This window comes from Haladaptatus sp. R4 (assembly GCF_001625445.1).
Lineage (GTDB): Archaea > Halobacteriota > Halobacteria > Halobacteriales > Haladaptataceae > Haladaptatus.
Map to the genome: position 1 here is coordinate 41,034 of NZ_LWHG01000028.1, position 19,933 is coordinate 60,966.

Sequence of the window (19,933 nt, forward strand, 5' to 3'; positions counted from 1 at the left end):
GGAACTATGTCAGCGCTGCGCGATGCGTTGCGAGAACTCCCGGATGCCGTGTTCGCAGACCTACTGGAGAGCGACGGGGAGTACCTCCTCGTCCTCGACATGCCCGGCGTCACCGAGGAAACTATCGACATCGACGTGACGAATGGCCGCCTCCAGATCGAAGCGCGGCGCGAGAAGGACGTTCCCATCGAGTTCGACTACCTGAGCGAAGAACGTCCGCTCTTCCTCGATGCCGAACTTCCGCTTCCGCCGGATGCGACCGGTTCGGGTGCGGAAGCGACGGTTTCCCGCGGTGTACTCGAAATCACGCTCCCGAAACGGACGTCGGCTCCGGAGGAGTCGGTGCCGGTTACGAGCCGCTAAGCGCGGGTGGTCACACTGGTATTTCTCCGCGCATATCGTCGGTTCGTTATCGTCGCATGGCAGTTCCTGCCGCTGTTGGTGAGCTATGCCCGCGACCGGAATCGCTTCCTGTTCTTCGGGTCGTCGCGGCAGGTGACGAGCGAGATGCGACGGGAGCGGGCGGATACGCTCCTCAGTTCGCTTTTGACCCTCGGTCCGACGTTCATCAAACTCGGGCAACTACTGTCGAGCCGTCCCGACGTTCTCCCGCCGGAGTACGTGGACGAGCTTTCGAAACTGCAAGACGAAGTCCCGCCCGCCCCGTGGGAGGACGCTCGAAACGGCCTCGAAGCGGAACTCGGTCCCGTCGAGGCCAACTTCGCGGAGTTCGACACGGACGCGATAAGCGGCGCGAGTCTCGGGCAGGTGTACGACGCGCGGGTCGACGGCGAGCGCGTCGCGGTGAAGGTCAGACGCCCCGGCATCGAGGACCTGGTCGAGGCCGACCTGCGAGTCATCCGCTGGTCGCTCCCCATCCTCATGCGATTTCTGGGGCAGGGACGGGCTTTCTCGCTCGAAAACCTCGCCGACGAGTTCGGCCGGACGATTCGGGAGGAGATGGATTACGGCCGCGAGGCGTCGATGCTGAACGAGATTCGGACGAACTTCGAGGACGACCCCGATATCGTCATCCCGCGCGTCATCGATAGCCACTCCGGTTCCCGCGTCCTCACGATGGAGTTCCTCGGCGGCACGAAGATCAACCGGATAGACGAACTTGACGAGGAGGGACTCGACCGCCACGAACTCGCCGTAAACCTCCAGCGGGCCTACCTCCAGATGATAATTCAGGACGGCGTGTTCCACGCGGACCCGCATCCCGGTAACCTCGCCGTCACGGACGATGGCAGCATCATCTTCTACGACTTCGGCATGAGCGGGCACGTGGACGACTTCATCCAGCGCAAGATCGTCGAGTTCTACATCGCGGTGGCGAATCAGGACATCGAAGGCATCCTCGACGCGCTCATCGAGATGGGAACCCTCAGCCCCGAAGCCGACCGCAGGACGATGGGACAGGTGATGGAACTCGCCATCGAGGACGCCCGCGGCGAGGACATCGAGACCTATCGCGTCCAGCAGATCGTCTCGCAGGTCGAGGACACTATCTACGAGTTCCCGCTCCGCCTGCCGTCGAACCTCGCGCTCGTGCTTCGGGTGGCGACGGTCGTGGAGGGCGTCTGTGTCACCCTCGATCCCGGTTTCGACTTCATCGCGGTGGCGACGGAGTACCTCACCGAGGAGGGGTACCGCGAGGAATCCATCAAACAGTACGTCTCGGAGACGGGCGATCAGCTACAGGCGTCGGCCCAGTCGCTCGTCCGGACGCCGCCCAAACTGGAGCGCGCGTTGGACAGAATCGACCGCGACGACCTGTACGCCCGCGTCAGCATCGAGGACGACAACGACGTGTTCGACCTGCTGGCCAAACGGCTCATCTACGGCATCCTGCTCGCGTTCGGCGGGTTGACGACGGCGGTGTTGTACGTCGCAGAGGCGTTCCCCGCCGCCGCCGTCGCCGGACTGATTTCGCTGTTCGTCACGTTCCTGCTCTATCGTTCGTTCCGCAAACGGCGCGGGATTCGAACGACCCCACAGTTCACCCGACAGAACTTGCGGGAACGGGACGGGGAGTAGGGAAACCGATTCGTGTTCGATTCGTTCCACAATCCTTTTCCAAACTCTGGTCATTGAATTGAACAATGACGACCACCGTCACTCCCTCCAGCACCAGCGACCACGAGAGCCACTGGTGGATACTCCTGTTGCCGGGTTTGATTTCTGCTTTCATCGCCACCGTCGCACTCGGGGTCGCCGGATTCGTGCTCCACAGCGAACCGCCGCTCTCGGTTTCGACGCTCCCCGCTCCGATAACGTTCGTTCTCGGGCTTGCGTTACTCACTGCGCCCGCCGCCGTCGCCATCGGTATCCACTTCGACCGAAAGTACGTCGCGTCGGTGTCCGAGTGGAAACCCCGTTCCGAATACGTCCTCCTCGGCGTCGCCATGTGGTTCGGCATCGGCATCCCGTTCGCCCTGTTGTACCTCTATCGCCGCCATCAGTACCTCGGCATCCCCTGAGTCGAATTCACGATACCCTCGAACGGACGACCGGGGTCGATGTGATCTCTATCTCTGCGATTTCCGATTCTTCATCTATGGGTTCCAAGAGCACGTCGGTAACTCGGTACGACCCATCGCGGAGGACGACCGTATCCCCCACATACGGGAGATTCTCGTACTGAAGTCGTGTCGTGCCTGTGCATTTTCCCGAACCGCGGAAGTAGAACATCGCCCTCATCTTCAATTTCAATACGATATCCATGTAAAAAAGAAGTGGACACTCTCTCCATCGATAGTCTATCGGTCTATCGACTCTCCCACCTCCCACGTCAGAACTTCTGGGAACGGGACGGGGAGTAGACGGAGGGTTCCTCTACCGACACACGATTTTTACAGAGAGAGCCACGGGAGGACGGCGTACACGAGACCAAGAATTACGAAGAGGCCACCGACCGCGAACGGGAGCACCGCACCGTCCTTCCCCTCCTTGACCAAATCGTTCTCGGACTTATCCGAGAGGATGAAATCGCCGCCCTCCGTTGGCGCGTCGATGACGAACTCCGGGCCTTCCCAGTTTCCCCGCCACCTTCGAGCATTGCCGAGCACGTAGACGTCTTCTCCCGGTTCGATCACCCCCTCCGAGTACCGTCGGCTGTCACCGGCCTTCACCGGGCCGTAGCTCTTCCGGGTGGCTTCCTCGACTGCGGGTTCGTTCGCCACGTAGCGTCGGATTTTCTCGGGGGGTTCGTCACCACGACCGACCTTCGTTTCGATCCCCTGTAGATTCAACCCCTCTCCCAAGGGCAGTTCGACTCGTATCGTTCCGGTACCGTCATCGATGGTTATCGGTCCGCCGAGCACCGCCTCGTGAATGGTCTCCCAACTGGAACCGCCGTCAACGCCTTGCTCCTCCTCGACCGTGACGTGAGCGACTATCGCATCCGTTGTTTCGATCGGGGATTCGAACAGGTTCCCGTTCTCGGGGGGTTGGACAGTTCCCTTGATCTCGACCCCTCCGGGCCGGAGGTCCCGGATTCGCGTGGTTTCGACATCGGCGATTCGTTCGGCTTGCGCCCACCGATTGCGACCTTTGTTCATCTGGTAGAGACCGACGACGAGCAGCGTCACGCCGATTCCCGCCCGCCAGAGAAGGGAGACGTGAACCATCAGTTGTCAGCGATTGCTACTGGTCCGACATAAGCTTGCGTATCGAAGTGCGCAAGCGGGCGGGGAGTAGGAGATCGATAGTGTGTCAAAAAAGACCCCAGAATGTCTTTGTGAGTCGCTCGAACCGACTGCTTCACCGAACGGCCGCTGGACTGGTGAAATTGCGAGGCCGGAACTCAGCGGTTTCCGGTCAGTACGAGGAAGAGACCGAACAGAACACCCACCACGACGAGGACGATACCGCCGATTCCGTATAGTTTCGGTGTGCTGTACTGGAGTTGGTCACCGTATTTCAGGATGGCCGCGGACAGGAGGAGCGTAAGCCCCGATCCGGTGAGAACGGTCGCGAGGTCGAAGCCGATTGGATTACCGATGTCTGGCACGAACTTAATTGCCAGCGACGGTGGATACAGCTATTGCTTGCAGATACAAGCAATCGACGGCGATCGGCGTTCGATTGAATCGACGAGTCGTCCACGACCAAGGCGAGTCACCCACTCCCACCGCGACTCCGTTCCGACCGTCCCCGAAAACACCCGCTCCCCGACTGCCACATTCCGTAGCTTTTCCCCTCCTCCTCGCCAAGACTCGGTATGCAGATCGAACCCTTCGGCTTGGAGCGCTGGTTCGCCGAATACGAACACGAAGCCGACATCATGCTGGCCGAGAGCGGCATCCGGAGCCTCGACGCCAACCGCTTCGACCTGAACCCCGGCGAGTTGGGCTACGTCATCCCGACGAACGGCGACCCCGAGTTCCGCGCCGAGGTGGGCGAGCGCTACGGCCGGAGCGCCGACGAGGTGCTGTTCACCTGCGGAACGCAGGAGGCGAACTTTCTGGCCTTCCTGAGCCTACTAGACGAGGATAGCCACGCCGTAGTGGTCACCCCGACCTATCAGGCCCTCCACGCGGTGCCCGATTCGATGGGCGAGGTGACGAGGGTGTCGCTCGAACCGCCCGAGTGGGAACTCGACGTGGACGCCGTCGCCGACGCGATTCGAGAGGAGATGAACGTCATCGTCCTGAACAACCCGAACAACCCGACCGGGCGGTATCACCCGCAAGAGACGGTCGAAGCGCTCTACGACCTCGCGGAGGACGCTGGGGCGTACCTGCTCTGCGACGAAGTGTACCGACTGCTGTCCGACGATCCGGTTGACCCCGTGGCGAGCATGGGCGAGTTCGGCATCAGCACGACGAGTTTGACGAAGGCGTACGGACTCGCCGGACTTCGGTTCGGGTGGCTCGTCGGGGCGGAGGAAGTCGTGGACGGCGCGTGGGAGTGGAAGGATTACACGACAATCTCGCCGGGTATCATCGACCAGCACGTCGCCCGGCAGGCGCTCGGCGAGCACGAGGAGGACATTCTGGCCGAGAACCGCGAACTCGCGGCGAGCAACCGCGGCCGCGTGCGGGAGTTCGTGAACGACCACGGCCTGGAGTGGTACGACCCGGTGGGTGTGAACGGTTTCGTCCGGATTCCGGACGGCTTCGAGGACGGCGAGGCGTTCTGTCGCGGCGTGGTCGAGGAGGAGAGCGTCGTCCTCGCGCCGGGGAACCTGTTCGGATTCGACCGCTACTTCCGCATCGGGTTCGGCCTGCCCGCCGACGAGTTGGAGGATGGACTGGCGCGCGTCGAGTCGTTCCTCGACCGACACGCGTAACCGCCGCTGTCATCCCGAACCTTCGAATTTCAGGGTTTCGACTGTCGGAAAAGCGAATTCGAGCAGTAAAAACGACAGCGGAGAACGGAGAAGTCAGTAACTGCGAACTTTCGGCTCGTACTTCTTGTTCTCGCCTTCGAGGATGGTCGGCCTGTACCAGAGTTCCGGTGTGCCGTCGTTCCACGAGAGCATCGTGTGCTTCAGCCACACGTCGTCGCGGCGGTTCTGGTTCTCCTCGCGCCAGTGAGCGCCACGGAACTCGTCGCGGGCGAGCGCGCCGAGCGTGATGGCCTCTCCCAAATCGAGGAGGTTGCGCATCTCGATGGTGTGGATGAGGTCGGTGTTGAACGTGCGCGACGGGTCGTTGACGTACACGTCGCCGTAGGACTTCCGAATCTCGTGGATGTCTTCGAGCGCCTGCTTGAGACCTTCCTCGTTCCGGAACACGTTGACGTTGTCAGTCATCGTCTTCTGGAGTTTGGCGCGCAGTTCGGCCTGCTGGACGCCGTCGTCCTTTTCCAGAAGCGTCTCGATACGGGCGCGTTCGACTTCCAACGTGGCTTCGACGGTCTGGGACGGGTCGGCGAGCGAGGTCCCGCCGTCGGCCACGGCGCTGTCGTCGTCCGAATCGACCGCGCCGGGTTCGACGGGCGTATCGACGTCGCCCATCTCGATGTCGCCGCTCTGTCCGGTCTGAATCTCCGGTTCGCCGAGGTCCTCGCCCGCGGCGTGGCGTCCGGCGCGGGCGCCGAAGACGATGAGTTCCGGCAGGGCGTTGCCGCCGAGGCGGTTCGACCCGTGGACGGACACGCAGGCACACTCGCCCGCGGCGTACAGTCCGGAGATACAGGTCTCGCCGTTCTCGTCGGTTTCGATGCCGCCCATCGCGTAGTGCTGGCCGGGTTTGACCGGCATCGGTTCTTCGAGCGCGTCGACGCCCTCGAAGTCCCGCGCGAGGTGGAGGATGTTTTCGAGTCGGTCCGTGATGCGCTCCTCGCCGAGGTGGCGCATGTCGAGGTGGACGTACTCGTCGTCGATTCCGCGTCCGTTGTTCACTTCGGTCAGTTCGGCACGGGCGACCACGTCACGCGAGGCGAGTTCGCCGTCGTTGTTTGCGTAGCCGTGCTCGAACATGAACCGTTCTCCCTCGCTGTTGTAGAGGATGCCACCTTCGCCACGCACACCTTCGGAGATGAGAACACCGGTCGAAGGGAGCGTCGTCGGGTGGAACTGGATGAACTCCATGTCCTCCAGCGGGACACCCGCACGGTATGCCATCGCGGCACCGTCGCCGGTGTTGGCAACCGCGTTGGTCGTGTGGTCGAAGACCTGGCCGAGACCGCCGGTCGTCAGGATGACGCCGTTTTTGGCGGTGAAACCTTCGATCTTGCCCGTCTGGATGTCGTAGCCGACGACGCCGTGACAGCTACGTTCCGAGGGGTCGTCCTCGTCCGTGACGGCGAGTTGGGTGACGTACCACTCGTCGTACACCTGAATGCCGCGTTTGACGACCTGCTCGTACATCGTGTGGAGCAGGTGGTGACCCGTCTCCGCCCCCGCGTAGGTCGTTCGAGCGAACGACAGTCCACCGAACGGGCGCTGGGAGACGCGTCCGTCGTCCTCGCGGGAGAACGCCATTCCCCAGTGTTCGAGCTGGATGGTCTCTTTCGGGCTGTCCTGACAGAGGGTTTCGATCGCTGGGGCGTCGCCGAGATAGTCCGACCCCTTCATGGTGTCGTAGGCGTGGAGTTCCCAATCGTCGCCCTCTCTGAGTGCCGCGTTGATACCGCCTTCCGCTGCGCCGGTGTGGCTTCGAACGGGGTGAAGCTTCGTGACGAGGGCGACATCTGCGCCCTGCTCGTGGGCCGCGATGGCCGCACGAAGCCCCGAACCGCCAGCACCGACGACGATTACGTCGTGTTCGTACATTGTGTCTAAATTTGGCTTACCAGAACTTGAGGTTGTTCTTCACTGCCGAGCGCTTGAGTTCCTGGATGTGCTCGGTCAGCGGGATGTCTTTCGGGCAGACGTTCGTACAGGAGAACTGGGTCTGACAGCGCCAGACGCCGTGTTCCTGGTCGAGGATGTCGTACCGGTGTTGGTGCATCTCCTCGCCCTCGCGGTCGTCCATGGCGAACCGGAATGCCTTGTTCAGCGCCGCCGGGCCGAGGTACTGGTTGTCGCCCGCCGCGATGTTACACGAGGACATGCATGCCCCACACCAGATACAGCGCGTGGACATCTTGATCTTCTCGCGGTTCTCGCGGGATTGTCGCTGTTCTTCGAGTTCGTCACTCGGCTTCTCGCTCGTCTGGAAGTACGGTTCGACCGAGTGCATCTGGTCGTAGAAGTGCTCCATGTCCACGACGAGGTCCTTGACGACTTCCGCGTGTGGAAGCGGTTCGACGCGAACCGTTCCCTTCAGATCGGAAATCTGGGTCTGACAGCCCAGTCGCTGCGTGCCGTTGATAAACAGCGCGTCGCTGCCGCAGATGGCCTGTCGGCAGGAGTGACGGAAGGTAAGCGTCGTGTCGAAGTGGTCACGCGCGTAGATGAGCGCGTCGAGGACGGTCATCCCCTTCTCGTACGGAACGTGGAACTCGTCGAACCGCGGTTCCATCTTCCCCTCGACTTCGGGGTCGTAGCGGAACACCTTGAGGCGAACCGTCTCCCCGTCAGTCTCGGTCGATTCCTGCACTTTCGATGGTTCGTTCCCCCCCTTCTCGGCCCGTCGGCGGTCGCCGGGGGTTTCGGTGCGTTCGGTCTCGCTTTCCTGGTCCGCGTCTTCGGATAGTTGCGTGCTCATTTACATCAACCCGTTCATGGTGAGTGCGACGTAGATACCCTGAATGGCCAGCAGGAGGCCAGCCACGACGAGTACCCATTTCACCGCCGTCTTTCGGCTTCCCGTGAGACCCTGGTTCAGCAGGGCCGCGTACACGCCGTTCACGCCGTGGAACGTCGCCGTGAGGAGGAACAACGTCATCGTGGCGAAGTACCCCCACTGGGACATCCGCGCTTGCGTTCCGAGGAAGGTCACGTCCTCGGCGTGGTGGACGAAGTGGAGCATGAAGAGGTGGAACGCCAGCACGACGATGAGGAACGCCGCCGTAACGCGCTGGAGGAACCACGACATGCTGCCGCTTCGGAACGAGGAGTAGCGCTCCGCCATTTCAGAACGCCCCCGTGAGTAGCGTCGGAATGCTCGCCAATACGATGATGGCGGTCACGATAAGCGACGCGTAGAAGCTCTTGTCCTGCGATTCCAGTCCGAGTCCGAGGTCGATAAAGAGGAGTCTGACGCCGTTGAGAATGTGGAAGACAGCCACGGCGATCAGTCCGACTTCGGCGATTCGGATGACGGTTAGCCCTTCGAGACCCTGGATCGTTTGGGTGTAGTATTTCCCGCTAACGGTCGAGGTACTCAGCACGGCGATATGTGTGAACAGATAGCCGATGAGTACCCACCCAGTAAATTTGTGGAAGATCCAGGCCCACATGCCGGCCGAAAACTCACGCCATCGGCCGAAGTCCTCAATGAGGCCTCGATCATACGATTGACTCATGCCACTCGAATGGTCGGTACCGGGGGCAAATAGAAGTTACTACCTGTCCGCGTATGCGCCCCGAAAATACACCTCGGTTGACCACTCGGCCCCTCAGTACCGAATCCGAAACGGACGCGCATCTCCGGGTCTCTATCGGCTTATCTCTACAACAAATACGGCGAACGTTTGAGTGCTTACAGGAACTAACTATCAGTAATATTCAAACCCACGGATTGCCGCTTTCGGGATGAAGCGGCAACCGTCGCGGATATCTGGGTTACTGGTCGCCGAGTTCGGGTGCCCCGACGTAGCCCGGCGGTTGCACGTCGCCCTCGGTTTCCGCGTGTGCCCGGTCGCGTTTCAGCGCGCGGCGGGTGTCCGCGTTCAGTTCCACGATGTGACAGAGCGGGTTTCCGGGGTAGACCACCGGATTCTCCAGCACACCGACGAGCAGGCCGGTGAACGGTGCCTTGACGGACTCGCTTTCGGTCTTGAACGGGTTCGTGATGGAACAGATTGGCGTCCCCTCGTACACCAGCGAGCCACGGTCGTAATGCATCTCGACGAGGCCCCCGACGTCCGCGCGGAGCCACGTCTTTTCCTTCTCATCGTCGATGACGGTTCTCCATCCCGGCCATTTCACCGGGTCGTCGGGGTGGAGATTGTACTCCGCGAAGGCGCTCATCACGCCTTCGAGCGCTCGGTCGATGAAGTGTCGTTGGAAGCGGTGTGCTTCGCCCATCTCGATGGTGATGGTCGGAATTCCCGAATCGGAGGCCTCGCGACGGAGCGTTCCGGACGAACCGTGCGAGGAGATGATGACGTTCGAACCGAACGCGCGGGCGAGTCGGACGACTTCGGGATTCTCCATATCAGCACGAACGTGGAGCATGTTCGTCCGGCCGCGTGTGGACGTGTGGAAGTCGATACCGAAATCGCACGGTTCGAGGAAATTGCGATAGATCTGATCGGCCATCCGCTTCGCGCTCGTGGACCCCTGACGACCCGGGAACGAGCGGTTCAGGTCGCGGTCGTAGATGGGGAGGTATCGCTGCTGGGCGAGAAACCCGGGGACGTTCATCACGGGGAGACAGACGATGGTCCCGTGCAACTCCTCGTGATTCCAGTCGTAGGCGACTTCACGGACGACTTCGATGCCGTTGAGTTCGTCACCGTGGGCCGCCGCAGAGAGAAAGACGGTCGGGCCGGGATACTCTCCGTTGACGATGGTAACGGGAATCCGAACCGGATCACCGAGATACGTCTCGCTGATTCCGTACCGGATGTTTTGGATTTCGCCCGGTTCCACGATACCGCCATTATACGTGAACGGCTCCGCCTCGTCCCCGGTCATGTACACCACTCAGGGAGCACCGTATAAAAATATACTACTACACATGTCCCGTTCCGGAACTTTTCTGTGGGAGACGTTGACGCTTCAAATCAACTGGGAACGATTTAAGACCGAACGGACGAAATGTACGTTAATGGATTCTAACGGCTCACCTGTACGGGTTGGGGTACTCAGTCTACACAACAGCAAGGAAACGAAAGCGATCTGCAACGCTATCGAAGATCTCGGTCACGAACCGGAGTGGCTTCGCCACGAGAACACGGCGGTCGAAATCGAGAATGGGGAAGTCACGCTCGAACCGGATATCGACGTCGTCGCCAACCGCCTTCTGCTCTCCAATACCGAACAACCGTCCGAAGCGCTCGGACTCGCGAACATCTACGACTCTCTCGTTCCGATTCTCAACCGACCGCACGCGGTGATGACGGCCATTCACAAGTTCTCGACCGCGGCGAGTCTCACGAACGCCGGAGTCCAAGTCCCGGATGCGCTTCTCGCGCTCGACACCGACCGCCTCAACGACGGTCGGGCGAACTACGGCGAAGAGGCCGTCTACAAAACCGCCATCGGAACCCACGGCGGCGGGACGTGGAAGGTCGGTCCGGACGAACTCGTCAATCCGCGCGTCGGGGATCGCCAGGCGTTCTTACAGGACCTCATCGAGCGCGACGAGGGGCGACACCGCGACCTTCGCGTCTACGTCATCGGCGATCAGATCGTCGGCGCGATGAACCGCTACGCGCCGGAAAACGACTGGCGGACGAACGTCGCGCTCGGCGGCGACGTCGAGGACATGACCGACGAACTGCCGGACGAAGTCGTCGATATCGCCCGGCGGGCGCGACCGACGTCGTCGGACTCGACTACGCCGGTGTGGACCTCATCGAGGGGAACGACGGCTGGTACGTCCTGGAAGTCAACCCGACGGCCGGATTCAAGGGCCTGTACAAGGCGACCGGTCGAAGCGCGGCCCCGTACATCGCGAAGGCGGCGATCGAGGCGGGTGGCGGGGACGTCGACCACCAGCGCGTGGATGAGTTGTCCGCGACGTTGGACGACTCCGTCCCGTCGTGCAAGCCCGTCAGCAGTAGTCCGGAACCGACCGAACCCGTCGTCATCGGCTACACCGAGGAAGTGCTGGTGAGCGGAACCAGCGGGTCGGAAACCGTCGTCGCGAAATCCGACACGGGTGCGACCCGGTCGAGCATCGACACGAAACTCGCCGCCCAGATCGGTGCGGGTCCCATCAAGAGCATGACCCGCGTCAAGTCGGGCAGCAGCAAGTCGAGCAAATCGCGCCCCGTCGTCGACGTCGTCATCGGCGTCGGCGGCAACCGCCACACCGTCACCGCTAGCATCGAGGACCGAAGTCACATGGACTATCCGGTCCTCCTCGGTCGGGACATCCTCGAACATTACCAGGTGGACGTGCGTCGCCGCGTCGATTCCGATGACGAAGCCGAGATGGAAGAGGAAGAGGAGCACGCCGAAGAATAAGCAGGGTAAGGCGGACAGCTTTTTTGCCGTGGCTTCCTACCGACGAGCAACCGCTACGAGTGAGACGATGAACGACGACGCACTATCTACACTTCGGGAGGACCCCGTGATGGCCGAGTTGCTCGACAGACACGACCCGTACTCGGAAGCGAACTGGTCGGAGTACGAACGGCTCTGTATCTCGATAATCAACCAACAGCTCTCGACGGCGAGCGCGGCGGCGGTCAAAGAGCGCGTCTTCTCCCTGCTCGGGGACGTGACGCCACAAACCGTGCTGGCCGCGGACGACGACGACCTCCGGGACGCGGGTCTCTCGCGCACGAAAGTCGAATACCTGAAGAACGCGGCCCGCGCGTTCCAGCGGAACGATCTCACCAAGGAGGGACTCTCCGAGCATTCGAACGAGGAAGTCGTGGACGCGCTGACCGAGATAAAGGGTGTCGGCGAGTGGACCGCCAGAATGTATCTGCTGTTCGTGCTGGAACGGGAGGACATCCTCCCGCTCGGTGACCTGGCGGTACGCCGCGGCATCCAGCAGTTGTACGGAAACGGGACGGAGTTGACGCGCGAGGAGATGCGTGAAATCGGCGAGCAGTGGCGACCCTACCGTTCGGTCGCGACGCGATACATCTGGGCCGAGTACGAATCGGAGTGAGAAAACCGTTCGAAAACGACGCCGGAGGGTGTCTACGGTCGTCCTTCCACGGATACCGTAGTTGGGGGACGGACGATGGATTCAGTCGTCGTGTCCGTGGCCGTGGTCGTCATCGTGGCCATGGTCGTGGTCGTCATCGTGGCCGTGTCCGTGATGGTGACTCCGGATCGGTCGCCAGACGGCACGTCGGGTATCGAGATGTCCTTCGCCGTGATAGGTCGGGTCGTCGAGGTCGCGCGCGGTGTTTTCGAGGTGCTGGCGAACCTCGCCCGGCGTCGCGTCCGGGTTGACGCTTTTGATCAGTGCGGCAGCACCGACGACCTGCGGCGTCGCCATGCTCGTGCCCGCTTTCCAACCGTACGCGGGAACCATGTCCGCGTCGTCGTCCTCGTCGCCCCAGTCGAACACCGTGCTCAGCACCATGTCGTACTGTGCGTTCGCGTCCTCCGGGGCGTCTTGATCGAGGTTTCCGCCGGGTGCGCTGATGTCGATGGCTTCCGCGCCGTAGTTGGTGTAGTACGCCGGTTCCCACGTCGGCTTTCGGAGGTGGTGGAGCGCCCGCTTGTAGTGGTGATGGTCGTGGTGCCAGTGGTGACCGTGGTGGTCTTCGTCTTCGTCCTCGTCCTTCTTCTCGTCGTCCCAGAGAAAGCCGATGGGACCGGTGGCGCTGATGCTCATGACGTTGTCGGCCTCGTTCGGGAGGCTGATGACGTCGCCGTCGGTATCGAGGTTCACGCTGTCGTTGCCCGCGGCCGCGACGAGGAGCGTGCCCTTCTCGTTCGCGTGCGAGGACGCCCGCTCGATGGACTCCTCCAACAGTTCCGTATCCGAATCGTCCGGCAGCGGATACGCGCCGAGACTCATGTTCGCCACGTCGGATTCGATGTCCGCGCTGTACACCATCGCCGCGACGATGTCCCCGAACGTCGCGAACGGTCCGGTAAAGACTCGAAGCGCGACGAGGTCCGTGTCGGGTGCGGTTCCGATGACGCCGTCTTCGTTCGATCCGTCGGCGGCGATGATGCCCGAGACGTGGGTCCCGTGATCGCTGATGAGGGGGTTGAAGTCCCCGCCGTCCCCGGTGAAGTTCTTCGAGAGGTCGGTGTTGAGCGCGTGTTTCAAATCCGGATGGGTTTCGAGCGCCCCGGAATCGATGACGGACACGCGGGTCCCTTCGCCGCGCGTCCTTCGGTGGACTTGGAGCACGTTCTGTGCCTGTTTGTCCCACTGCAGGTCGTAACGCGTGTCGTGTGGGTGATGGTTCGAACGTTCGTGGTGTTCGGCCTCGACTCGGTTGAACTCCATCTTCACGTCCTTGGAGTACCGCGTTCCCGCGACCTCGCTCTCGTCACCTTTGACCACGGCGATGCCGATTTGGCTGAGATCGTGGACGACTTCGAGGCCGTCGAGGACGTCGGCCGAGCCATTACGCAGATCGACGATGTATCGGTCCGAAGTCGATTCCGCGGAAACGGTCGGGACGGTCAGTGTCAATCCACCCAGCGCAACCCCTGCGCCCTTCAAAAACGAACGGCGCGTCGGTTTTCGTGGCATTCGTTCTCAATTCCTATCGGACATATATTAATGTTAATACTCACTTATCGATTAAAAATATGAAAGTACAGAATACGTTCATCTTTTTCTGAACGAGGATGAACTCAGTCGTCGTGACCGTATCCGTGGTCGTGTCCGTGGCCGTAGTCGTGATCGTGGTCATGTCCGTGATCGTGATCGTGATCGTCGTGATCGTGGCCGTGATGACCCCAACGGTCGTCCCCGATTTCCTTCCAGACGGCCCGCGCGGTGTCGAGGTGACCCTCCCCGTGATAGGTCGGGTTGTCGAGATCACGTGCCGTGTCTTCGAGGTGCTGGCGAACCTCGCCCGGCGTCGCGTCCGGGTTGACGCTCTTGACCAGTGCGGCGACGGCCGTCACTTGCGGTGACGCCATGCTCGTTCCCGCCATCCACCCGTAGTCCGGTACTCGCTCGCCGTCCTCCTCGGTGAAAATTGTGCTCAGAACGAGGTCGTAGTACCACTTCGAGTCGGTACCGATCTGGCTCTGGTCGGCGTTTCCACCGGGTGCGCTGATGTCGACCGCATCCGCGCCGTAGTTCGTGTAAAACGCCGGTTCGTACGTCGGCTTTCGGAGGTGACGAAGCGCCGCGTGGTAGTTTTCGTCCTCCGGATTCTCGTCGTCCCAACGGTAGCCGATGGGGCCGGTGGCGCTGATGCTCATGACGTTGTCGGCCTCGTTCGGGAGGCTGATGACCTCGCCGTCGGCGTCGAGGTTGGACGAATCGTTGCCCGCCGCCGCGACCATGAGCGTACCCTTCTCGTTCGCGTACGAGGACGCGCGTTCGACGGAGTCCTTGAGAACGGCGGTGTCCGAATCGTCCGGCAGCGGGTACGCACCGAGACTCATGTTCGCCACGTCCGATCCGATGTCCGCGCTGTACACCATCGCCGCGACGACGTCACCGAACGTCGCTTCCGGTCCGGAGAACACGCGAAGCGCGACGAGGTCCGTTTCGGGCGCGGTGCCGGTCACGCCTTTCCCGTTCCTGTCGTCTGCGGCGATGATACCGGAACAGTGCGTTCCGTGGTCGCTCTCGACTGGGTTGAAGTCCCCGCCGTCGTCGGTGAAGTTCTTCGAGAGGTCAGTGTTGAGCGCGTGTTTCAAATCCGGATGGTCCTCGTACGCTCCCGAATCGATGACGGACACGCGGGTCCCTTCGCCGCGCGTCTTCCGGTGAACTTGCGGGATGCGTTGTGCCTGCTTGTCCCACTGGTACTTGTAGAGCGGGTCCTGCATCCAATGGTGCCGGTCGTGGTGGTGCCCGTGATGTTCCATCTCCGGGAACGTCACCGCCATGTCGACGTCCTTCGAGTACCGCGTTCCACTCACCTTTTCGTCAGTCCCCTTGACGACCGCGATGTCGATTTGATCGAGACGGTGGACGATGTCGAGCCCTGCCAGGTCGCTGTCCGATGTGGACCGAAGATCGACGATATAGCGGTCCTCCGACGGACTCGCGGAGACCGTCGGCATCGTCATCGTCAGTCCAGCAAGTGCCACCCCTGCACCTTTCAAAAATGAACGTCTCGTTGGTTTTTGTGACATTCCAGTAGATATCAATACTTCCTCTGTTTAATGTTATCGGTTTCGGCAACTGTTAACGAGACACTCGAAGATAGATAATATCTTGAAAAACTTAAATTCTAATATAATTGGGGAGGACTCAACTGTTGGGGATGGGACTAACTTTCCACGTTACTGGCGACTACGTATCCGTTATGGAGATTGAGGGAGAATAATGAGGGAGAAAAGAACGGTCGTCGATTATCGAAAACTCACGTCGGGTTCCAATTCGGCAGCAAGATCGAGATACGATTCGATAAGCGTCTCCGACCCGTCGAATCGGATTCCGTCGTCTTCCCATTCGATGATCCCGGCCGCTTCCATCTTCGGGATATGGTTGTGTCGTAGTTCGATGTGGATATTCCGTTTCTCCCCTTCCGTCGTATGATCGTCCTGATCCACGATTCGCTCGGCGAGGGTTTCCGAGTCGAGGGCGGAGTCGCTACTCCGAAGACAGTAAAGGACGTGCCGACGACGGTGGTCCGCCAGTAGTTCCATCACTACGTCGAGGTCGTTCGCTCCGGTGTGTTGTTCCGTCGAGCCCGTTCCCGAAGCACCAGCTGAATTGGAACTCATGGTCGTCCGAACTATCGAAAGAGAAACCGAAAAGACCGATGCCTACACACTTAGGTATTCCAAATCGAACTCGGAACCCTTTAAACCGCGCTCAGAATCCTTTCCCGAGCAGTTCCCGGGCGATGATGTTCTTCTGTATCTCCGTCGTTCCCTCGTAGATCTGGGTGATCTTCGCATCACGGTACAGTCGTTCCACGTCGAAATCGTTGACGTATCCGGACCCGCCGTGAATCTGGACCGCTTCGTCGGCGCACTCGACGGCGGTACGCGAGGAGAACTCCTTCGCCATCGACGCCAACTGGGTCAGTTGCCCGTCGCCCTCGGAGACGCTCCACGCGGATTTGTAGGTGAGGTTGCGTGCGGCCTCCGTCTTCGTGTGCATCTCGGCGAGTTTGTGCTGGATTGCTTGGAAGTCGCTGATGGAACGCCCGAACTGTTCACGCTCTTGGGCGTATTCGAGGGCGCGTTCGCACGCACCCTTGGCGATACCGACACCCTGTGCGGCGACGGCCGTACGGGTTTCGTCGAAGAACTGCATGAGTTGCAGGAAGCCCATACCGCGCGTGCCGACGAGGTTCTCCTCGGGGACGCGCACGTCGTCGAAGATGAGTTCGGCGGTGTCGGAGGCACGGATACCGAGTTTACCCGTGATCTTGTCGCTTCGAAGCCGTCACGGTCGGACTCGACGATGATCTGGGAGAATCCGGCGTAGCGGTCCTCTGCTTCGGGGTCGGTCTTCGTCATGACGACGAAGAAGTCGCCGATGGACCCGTTGGTGATCCACATCTTGTTGCCGTTGATGACCCACTCGTCGCCGTCCTTTTCGGCGGTCGTGGAGACCGAGGACACGTCCGAACCCGTGTCCGGCTCGCTGATGGCGGTACCCATGACCGCGTCGCCCGCCGCGACGGGAGCGAGGTACTCCTCCTTCTGTTCTTCCGTCCCGAATTCGCGGATGGCGTCCCCGCCGAACGCGGTGCTCGTGATACAGAGGCCGATACCCGGATCGACGGCGAACAGTTCCTCGACGATGATGGCAACTTCGAGTGGCGAGTAGCCCGCTCCACCGTACTCGATGGGGATGTTCGCGCCGGTTAGCCCCATCTCGGCCGCTTTGTCGATGATCTCCCACGGGTACTCCTCCTTCTGGTCGTACTCCTTCGCGATCGGTGCGACCTCGTTCTCCGCGAATCGCCGCACTTCGTCACGAATTGCTTGCTGCTCTTCTGACAGTTCGAAGTCCATGTGAATGGATTACGGGGCCACGGATAAATCGTTTTGTAACCGGATATAAACTGGAAGAGAGTTTATTAGTTCACATAGAGAAACGTTGAAACACCCCCGTAACGAGGGTTCTTGCATGGAGCTCGAAGATATCAACACCATAGCGGTTCTCGGCGCAGGCAACATGGGCCACGGAATCGCTGAAGTCGCGGCGCTCGCGGGATTCGACGTGAACCTGCGGGATATCAAAGAGGAGTTCGTCCAGAACGGCTACGAGGGAATCGAGTGGAGCCTCGGAAAACTGGCCGAAAACGACCAGATCAGCGAGGCTGACGCCGACGCCGCGCTGGACCGCGTAACGCCGCTCGTGGACTTCGAGGAGGCCGTCTCGGACGCCGACTTCGTCATCGAAGCCGTCCCCGAGAAGATGGAGATCAAAAAGGACGTGTACGGGGAACTGGAGGAGTACGCCCCCGACCACACGATTTTCGCCACCAACACGTCCAGTCTCTCGATCACCGAACTCTCCGAGGTGACCGAGCGCCCCGAACAGTTCTGCGGGATGCACTTTTTCAACCCGCCGGTTCGGATGCAACTCGTCGAAGTCATCACGGGTGCCCACACGAACGAGGACGTTCTCGACGTCACCGAGGAGTTGGCCGAGGAGATGGGCAAATCCCCCGTCCGCGTGCGCAAGGACAGCCCCGGGTTCATCGTCAACCGCGTGCTCGTCCCCCTGATGAACGAGGCCGCGTGGATCGTCGAATCCGGCGACGCCACCATCGAGGAAGTGGACAGCGCGACGAAGTTCGACATGGGCCTGCCGATGGGCAGTTTCGAACTCGCGGACCAGGTCGGCATCGACGTCGGCTATCACGTCCTCGAATATATGCACGAGGTGCTCGGTGACGCCTACGAACCGTGCCCGCTGCTCGCCGAAAAGGTCGAGGAGGGGAACCTCGGCAAGAAAACCGGAACGGGATTCTACGACTACGAGGACGGCGGTGTCGATATCCCGACCGACGCCGGAAACGAGGATGTCATCCTCCGCCTGCAAGCCGTGATGGCGAACGAGGTCGGCAAACTCGTCGGCAACGACGTCGCGCCCGCCGGAGAAATCGATGAGGCGGTCATGCTCGGCGCTGGCTTCCCCGAAGGACCGGCCCGGATGGCGGACGACGCCGGACTGTCGACGTTGCTGGAAACGCTCGAATCCCTCCACGAGGAGACGGGTTCGGAACGCTACGAACCCGCGGACTATCTCGAAGACGCGCCGAGGTCGGCGGCTTCGCCGACCCGGAAGATGACGAAGGCATCGAGTTCGAGGCCATCCGCATCGAGAAGCCCGGTGAGATGGTCGGACAAATCGTCCTCGACCGCCCACACCGCATGAACACCATCAGCGGGGAACTGCTGGACGAACTCTCGGTCGCAATCGACCAACTGGAGGAGGACGACGAGGTCCGTGCCGTCCTCATCACGGGCGAGGGCGACAAGGCGTTCTCCGCCGGAGCGGACGTCCAGAGCATGGCCGCGGGCGGTGCCGACCCCATCGGAGCCATCGAACTCTCGCACAAAGGTCAGGAGACGTTCGGTAAACTCGAATCCTGCTCGATGCCGGTCGTCGCCGGAATCGACGGCTACTGTCTCGGCGGCGGGATGGAACTGTCAATGTGCGCCGACCTCCGAATCGCCAGCGAGCGCTCGGAACTCGGTCAGCCAGAACACGACCTCGGCCTCCTGCCGGGGTGGGGCGGAACCCAACGCCTCCAGCACATCGTCGGCGAGGGGCGCGCGAAGGAGATAATCTTCACCGCGGACCGCTTCGAACCCGAGACGATGGCCGACTACGGCTTCCTGAACGAAGTCGTCCCGACCGAGGAGTTCGAGGAGAGCGCTTCGAACTGGCCACGAAACTCGCTGGCGGCCCGCCAATCGCACAGAAGTTCACGAAGCGTGCGATGCTCAAGGGATGGGAGAGCACGGAGGCCGGACTCGAAATCGAAGCCCAAGCGTTCGGCCACCTGATGGCGACGGACGACCTGATGGAAGGCATCACCGCGTTCATGGGCAAACGCGACGCCGAGTTCGAAGGCAAGTAAACTGCCACCCCTTCCCAAAAGGGGTGACACCAATTGACGCGGAATCGGCCCGCTGTCGGTCGATAACGGAAGGTTTAAACTAGTCCAACAGAAAGCAATGAGTGCGCAGAAGCGCAGGACGCTCGGTTGGTGTAGTCCGGCCAATCATCTTGGCCTTTCGAGCCGAGGACCAGGGTTCAAATCCCTGACCGAGCATTTTCCGAGGAACAAAGTTCTCGTGAGCGTAGCGAACGAGAGCATGGAAGACGCTGTTTGTCTTCCCGTGTGACGAGTACTTTTCGAAGAACAACGTAACAAAAAGCGATGCGTTGGTGTGTTTTCGATTGAATCGAGATTCGAGCGGACAGTATCTACCACGAGAATGAAATTCGATGGATCGAACCATATTCCCGATAGCCAACACTATCCGGGTTATTTCGAAGCATGCCGTCGTTCCGACCGTTCCATTCGAACAGACATTTCACGGATATGTATCACATAGTTTTCAATAGTGCACAACCGTTCAAACGAGTGAAAATAGCGCAGAGACGAGTGGAAACGA

Annotated in this window: 16 protein-coding genes, 1 tRNA gene and 3 pseudogenes; 9 read left to right on the forward strand and 11 right to left on the reverse strand. The window is 60.9% G+C overall.

The window, feature by feature from the left end; genetic code table 11:
• Positions 1-6: 6 nt before the first annotated feature.
• From A4G99_RS15215 to A4G99_RS15225, 3 genes are all read left to right on the forward strand, one after another.
• Entirely contained in the window at positions 7-363 is a 357-nt protein-coding gene (locus A4G99_RS15215) for an Hsp20/alpha crystallin family protein (RefSeq protein ID WP_066145412.1), read from the forward strand.
• A 6-nt stretch (positions 364-369) separates the two neighbouring features.
• The gene (locus A4G99_RS15220) at positions 370-2,040 is read left to right on the forward strand and encodes an AarF/ABC1/UbiB kinase family protein (RefSeq protein WP_066145414.1); all 1,671 of its coding nucleotides are present in this window, start codon (positions 370-372) and stop codon (positions 2,038-2,040) included.
• 65 nt (positions 2,041-2,105) lie between these two features.
• A complete protein-coding gene (locus A4G99_RS15225; protein WP_066145416.1) occupies positions 2,106-2,483 on the forward strand; it encodes a hypothetical protein in 378 nt (125 codons plus the stop codon).
• Positions 2,484-2,855: 372 nt separating this feature from the next.
• Here the strand turns inward: A4G99_RS15225 and A4G99_RS15235 are convergent, their stop codons facing one another.
• The gene (locus tag A4G99_RS15235) at positions 2,856-3,632 is read right to left on the reverse strand and encodes a GIDE domain-containing protein (RefSeq protein WP_066145424.1); all 777 of its coding nucleotides are present in this window, start codon (positions 3,630-3,632) and stop codon (positions 2,856-2,858) included.
• Between the two features lie 176 nt (positions 3,633-3,808).
• Complete coding sequence (locus A4G99_RS15240) at positions 3,809-4,015, reverse strand: hypothetical protein (RefSeq protein WP_066145427.1); 207 nt, start codon at positions 4,013-4,015, stop codon at positions 3,809-3,811.
• Between the two features lie 210 nt (positions 4,016-4,225).
• Between A4G99_RS15240 and A4G99_RS15245 the strand changes: the two genes are divergently transcribed.
• Positions 4,226-5,296, forward strand: a complete 1,071-nt coding sequence (locus A4G99_RS15245; RefSeq protein ID WP_066145429.1) for an aminotransferase class I/II-fold pyridoxal phosphate-dependent enzyme — start codon at positions 4,226-4,228, stop codon at positions 5,294-5,296.
• A 93-nt stretch (positions 5,297-5,389) separates the two neighbouring features.
• Here the strand turns inward: A4G99_RS15245 and A4G99_RS15250 are convergent, their stop codons facing one another.
• The 5 genes from A4G99_RS15250 to A4G99_RS15270 form a co-directional block, all read right to left on the reverse strand.
• The gene (locus A4G99_RS15250; RefSeq protein ID WP_066145432.1) at positions 5,390-7,225 is read right to left on the reverse strand and encodes an FAD-binding protein; all 1,836 of its coding nucleotides are present in this window, start codon (positions 7,223-7,225) and stop codon (positions 5,390-5,392) included.
• Positions 7,226-7,241: 16 nt separating this feature from the next.
• The gene (locus A4G99_RS15255; RefSeq protein WP_066145437.1) at positions 7,242-8,102 is read right to left on the reverse strand and encodes a succinate dehydrogenase/fumarate reductase iron-sulfur subunit; all 861 of its coding nucleotides are present in this window, start codon (positions 8,100-8,102) and stop codon (positions 7,242-7,244) included.
• Entirely contained in the window at positions 8,103-8,468 is a 366-nt protein-coding gene (locus A4G99_RS15260) for a succinate dehydrogenase hydrophobic membrane anchor subunit (RefSeq protein WP_066145441.1), read from the reverse strand. It lies immediately after the preceding gene.
• Position 8,469: 1 nt separating this feature from the next.
• Positions 8,470-8,862 carry a succinate dehydrogenase, cytochrome b556 subunit gene (sdhC, locus tag A4G99_RS15265; RefSeq protein WP_066145444.1) on the reverse strand — a complete coding sequence of 131 codons (393 nt, stop codon included), beginning with the start codon at positions 8,860-8,862 and terminating at the stop codon, positions 8,470-8,472.
• A gap of 259 nt (positions 8,863-9,121) precedes the next feature.
• On the reverse strand, positions 9,122-10,198 hold the full coding sequence (locus A4G99_RS15270) for a succinylglutamate desuccinylase/aspartoacylase family protein (RefSeq protein ID WP_066146615.1): 1,077 nt from the start codon (positions 10,196-10,198) through the stop codon (positions 9,122-9,124).
• 133 nt (positions 10,199-10,331) lie between these two features.
• On the opposite strand from A4G99_RS15270, the pseudogene A4G99_RS15275 reads away from it, so the two are divergent.
• Positions 10,332-11,695, forward strand: a pseudogene (locus A4G99_RS15275) (RimK family alpha-L-glutamate ligase).
• A 67-nt stretch (positions 11,696-11,762) separates the two neighbouring features.
• Positions 11,763-12,350 carry a DNA-3-methyladenine glycosylase gene (locus A4G99_RS15280; RefSeq protein ID WP_066145446.1) on the forward strand — a complete coding sequence of 196 codons (588 nt, stop codon included), beginning with the start codon at positions 11,763-11,765 and terminating at the stop codon, positions 12,348-12,350.
• Between the two features lie 81 nt (positions 12,351-12,431).
• On the opposite strand, the gene A4G99_RS15285 is transcribed toward A4G99_RS15280, so the two are convergent.
• The 4 genes and pseudogenes from A4G99_RS15285 to A4G99_RS15300 all read right to left on the reverse strand — a co-directional run bounded on the left by A4G99_RS15285 (position 12,432) and on the right by A4G99_RS15300 (position 17,311).
• On the reverse strand, positions 12,432-13,904 hold the full coding sequence (locus A4G99_RS15285) for a S8 family serine peptidase (protein WP_082837848.1): 1,473 nt from the start codon (positions 13,902-13,904) through the stop codon (positions 12,432-12,434).
• Between the two features lie 104 nt (positions 13,905-14,008).
• Positions 14,009-15,472, reverse strand: coding sequence for a S8 family serine peptidase (locus A4G99_RS15290; RefSeq protein ID WP_150123125.1), 1,464 nt, complete (start codon positions 15,470-15,472; stop codon positions 14,009-14,011).
• Positions 15,473-15,691: 219 nt separating this feature from the next.
• Positions 15,692-16,066 (reverse strand): hypothetical protein, encoded by a 375-nt coding sequence (locus A4G99_RS15295; RefSeq protein ID WP_223301913.1) that lies wholly within the window; start codon positions 16,064-16,066, stop codon positions 15,692-15,694.
• 91 nt (positions 16,067-16,157) lie between these two features.
• Positions 16,158-17,311 (reverse strand): annotated as a pseudogene (locus A4G99_RS15300) (acyl-CoA dehydrogenase family protein).
• 115 nt (positions 17,312-17,426) lie between these two features.
• Here A4G99_RS15300 and A4G99_RS28810 point away from each other — a divergent pair.
• The 3 genes and pseudogenes from A4G99_RS28810 to A4G99_RS15310 all read left to right on the forward strand — a co-directional run bounded on the left by A4G99_RS28810 (position 17,427) and on the right by A4G99_RS15310 (position 19,587).
• Positions 17,427-18,683 (forward strand): 3-hydroxyacyl-CoA dehydrogenase, encoded by a 1,257-nt coding sequence (locus tag A4G99_RS28810; protein WP_255359105.1) that lies wholly within the window; start codon positions 17,427-17,429, stop codon positions 18,681-18,683.
• Positions 18,680-19,392: pseudogene (locus tag A4G99_RS28815) on the forward strand (enoyl-CoA hydratase/isomerase family protein). The gene A4G99_RS28810 and the pseudogene A4G99_RS28815 overlap by 4 nt, the downstream one beginning before the upstream one ends.
• Positions 19,393-19,512: 120 nt before the next feature.
• Positions 19,513-19,587: transfer RNA gene (locus A4G99_RS15310), tRNA-Glu, on the forward strand.
• Positions 19,588-19,933 lie beyond the last annotated feature (346 nt).

Bases quoted from the DNA above. Each gene is read 5' to 3' on its own strand.
- A4G99_RS15290 (WP_150123125.1), bottom strand. From the start codon at position 15,472: ATGTCACAAAAACCAACGAGACGTTCATTTTTGAAAGGTGCAGGGGTG.
- A4G99_RS15295 (WP_223301913.1), bottom strand. From the start codon at position 16,066: ATGAGTTCCAATTCAGCTGGTGCTTCGGGAACGGGCTCGACGGAACAA.
- A4G99_RS15260 (WP_066145441.1), bottom strand. From the start codon at position 8,468: ATGGCGGAGCGCTACTCCTCGTTCCGAAGCGGCAGCATGTCGTGGTTC.
- A4G99_RS15255 (WP_066145437.1), bottom strand. From the start codon at position 8,102: ATGAGCACGCAACTATCCGAAGACGCGGACCAGGAAAGCGAGACCGAA.
- A4G99_RS15285 (WP_082837848.1), bottom strand. From the start codon at position 13,904: ATGCCACGAAAACCGACGCGCCGTTCGTTTTTGAAGGGCGCAGGGGTT.
- A4G99_RS15235 (WP_066145424.1), bottom strand. From the start codon at position 3,632: ATGGTTCACGTCTCCCTTCTCTGGCGGGCGGGAATCGGCGTGACGCTG.
- A4G99_RS15225 (WP_066145416.1), top strand. From the start codon at position 2,106: ATGACGACCACCGTCACTCCCTCCAGCACCAGCGACCACGAGAGCCAC.
- A4G99_RS15245 (WP_066145429.1), top strand. From the start codon at position 4,226: ATGCAGATCGAACCCTTCGGCTTGGAGCGCTGGTTCGCCGAATACGAA.
- A4G99_RS15270 (WP_066146615.1), bottom strand. From the start codon at position 10,198: ATGACCGGGGACGAGGCGGAGCCGTTCACGTATAATGGCGGTATCGTG.
- A4G99_RS15280 (WP_066145446.1), top strand. From the start codon at position 11,763: ATGAACGACGACGCACTATCTACACTTCGGGAGGACCCCGTGATGGCC.
- A4G99_RS15215 (WP_066145412.1), top strand. From the start codon at position 7: ATGTCAGCGCTGCGCGATGCGTTGCGAGAACTCCCGGATGCCGTGTTC.
- sdhC (WP_066145444.1), bottom strand. From the start codon at position 8,862: ATGAGTCAATCGTATGATCGAGGCCTCATTGAGGACTTCGGCCGATGG.
- A4G99_RS15250 (WP_066145432.1), bottom strand. From the start codon at position 7,225: ATGTACGAACACGACGTAATCGTCGTCGGTGCTGGCGGTTCGGGGCTT.
- A4G99_RS28810 (WP_255359105.1), top strand. From the start codon at position 17,427: ATGGAGCTCGAAGATATCAACACCATAGCGGTTCTCGGCGCAGGCAAC.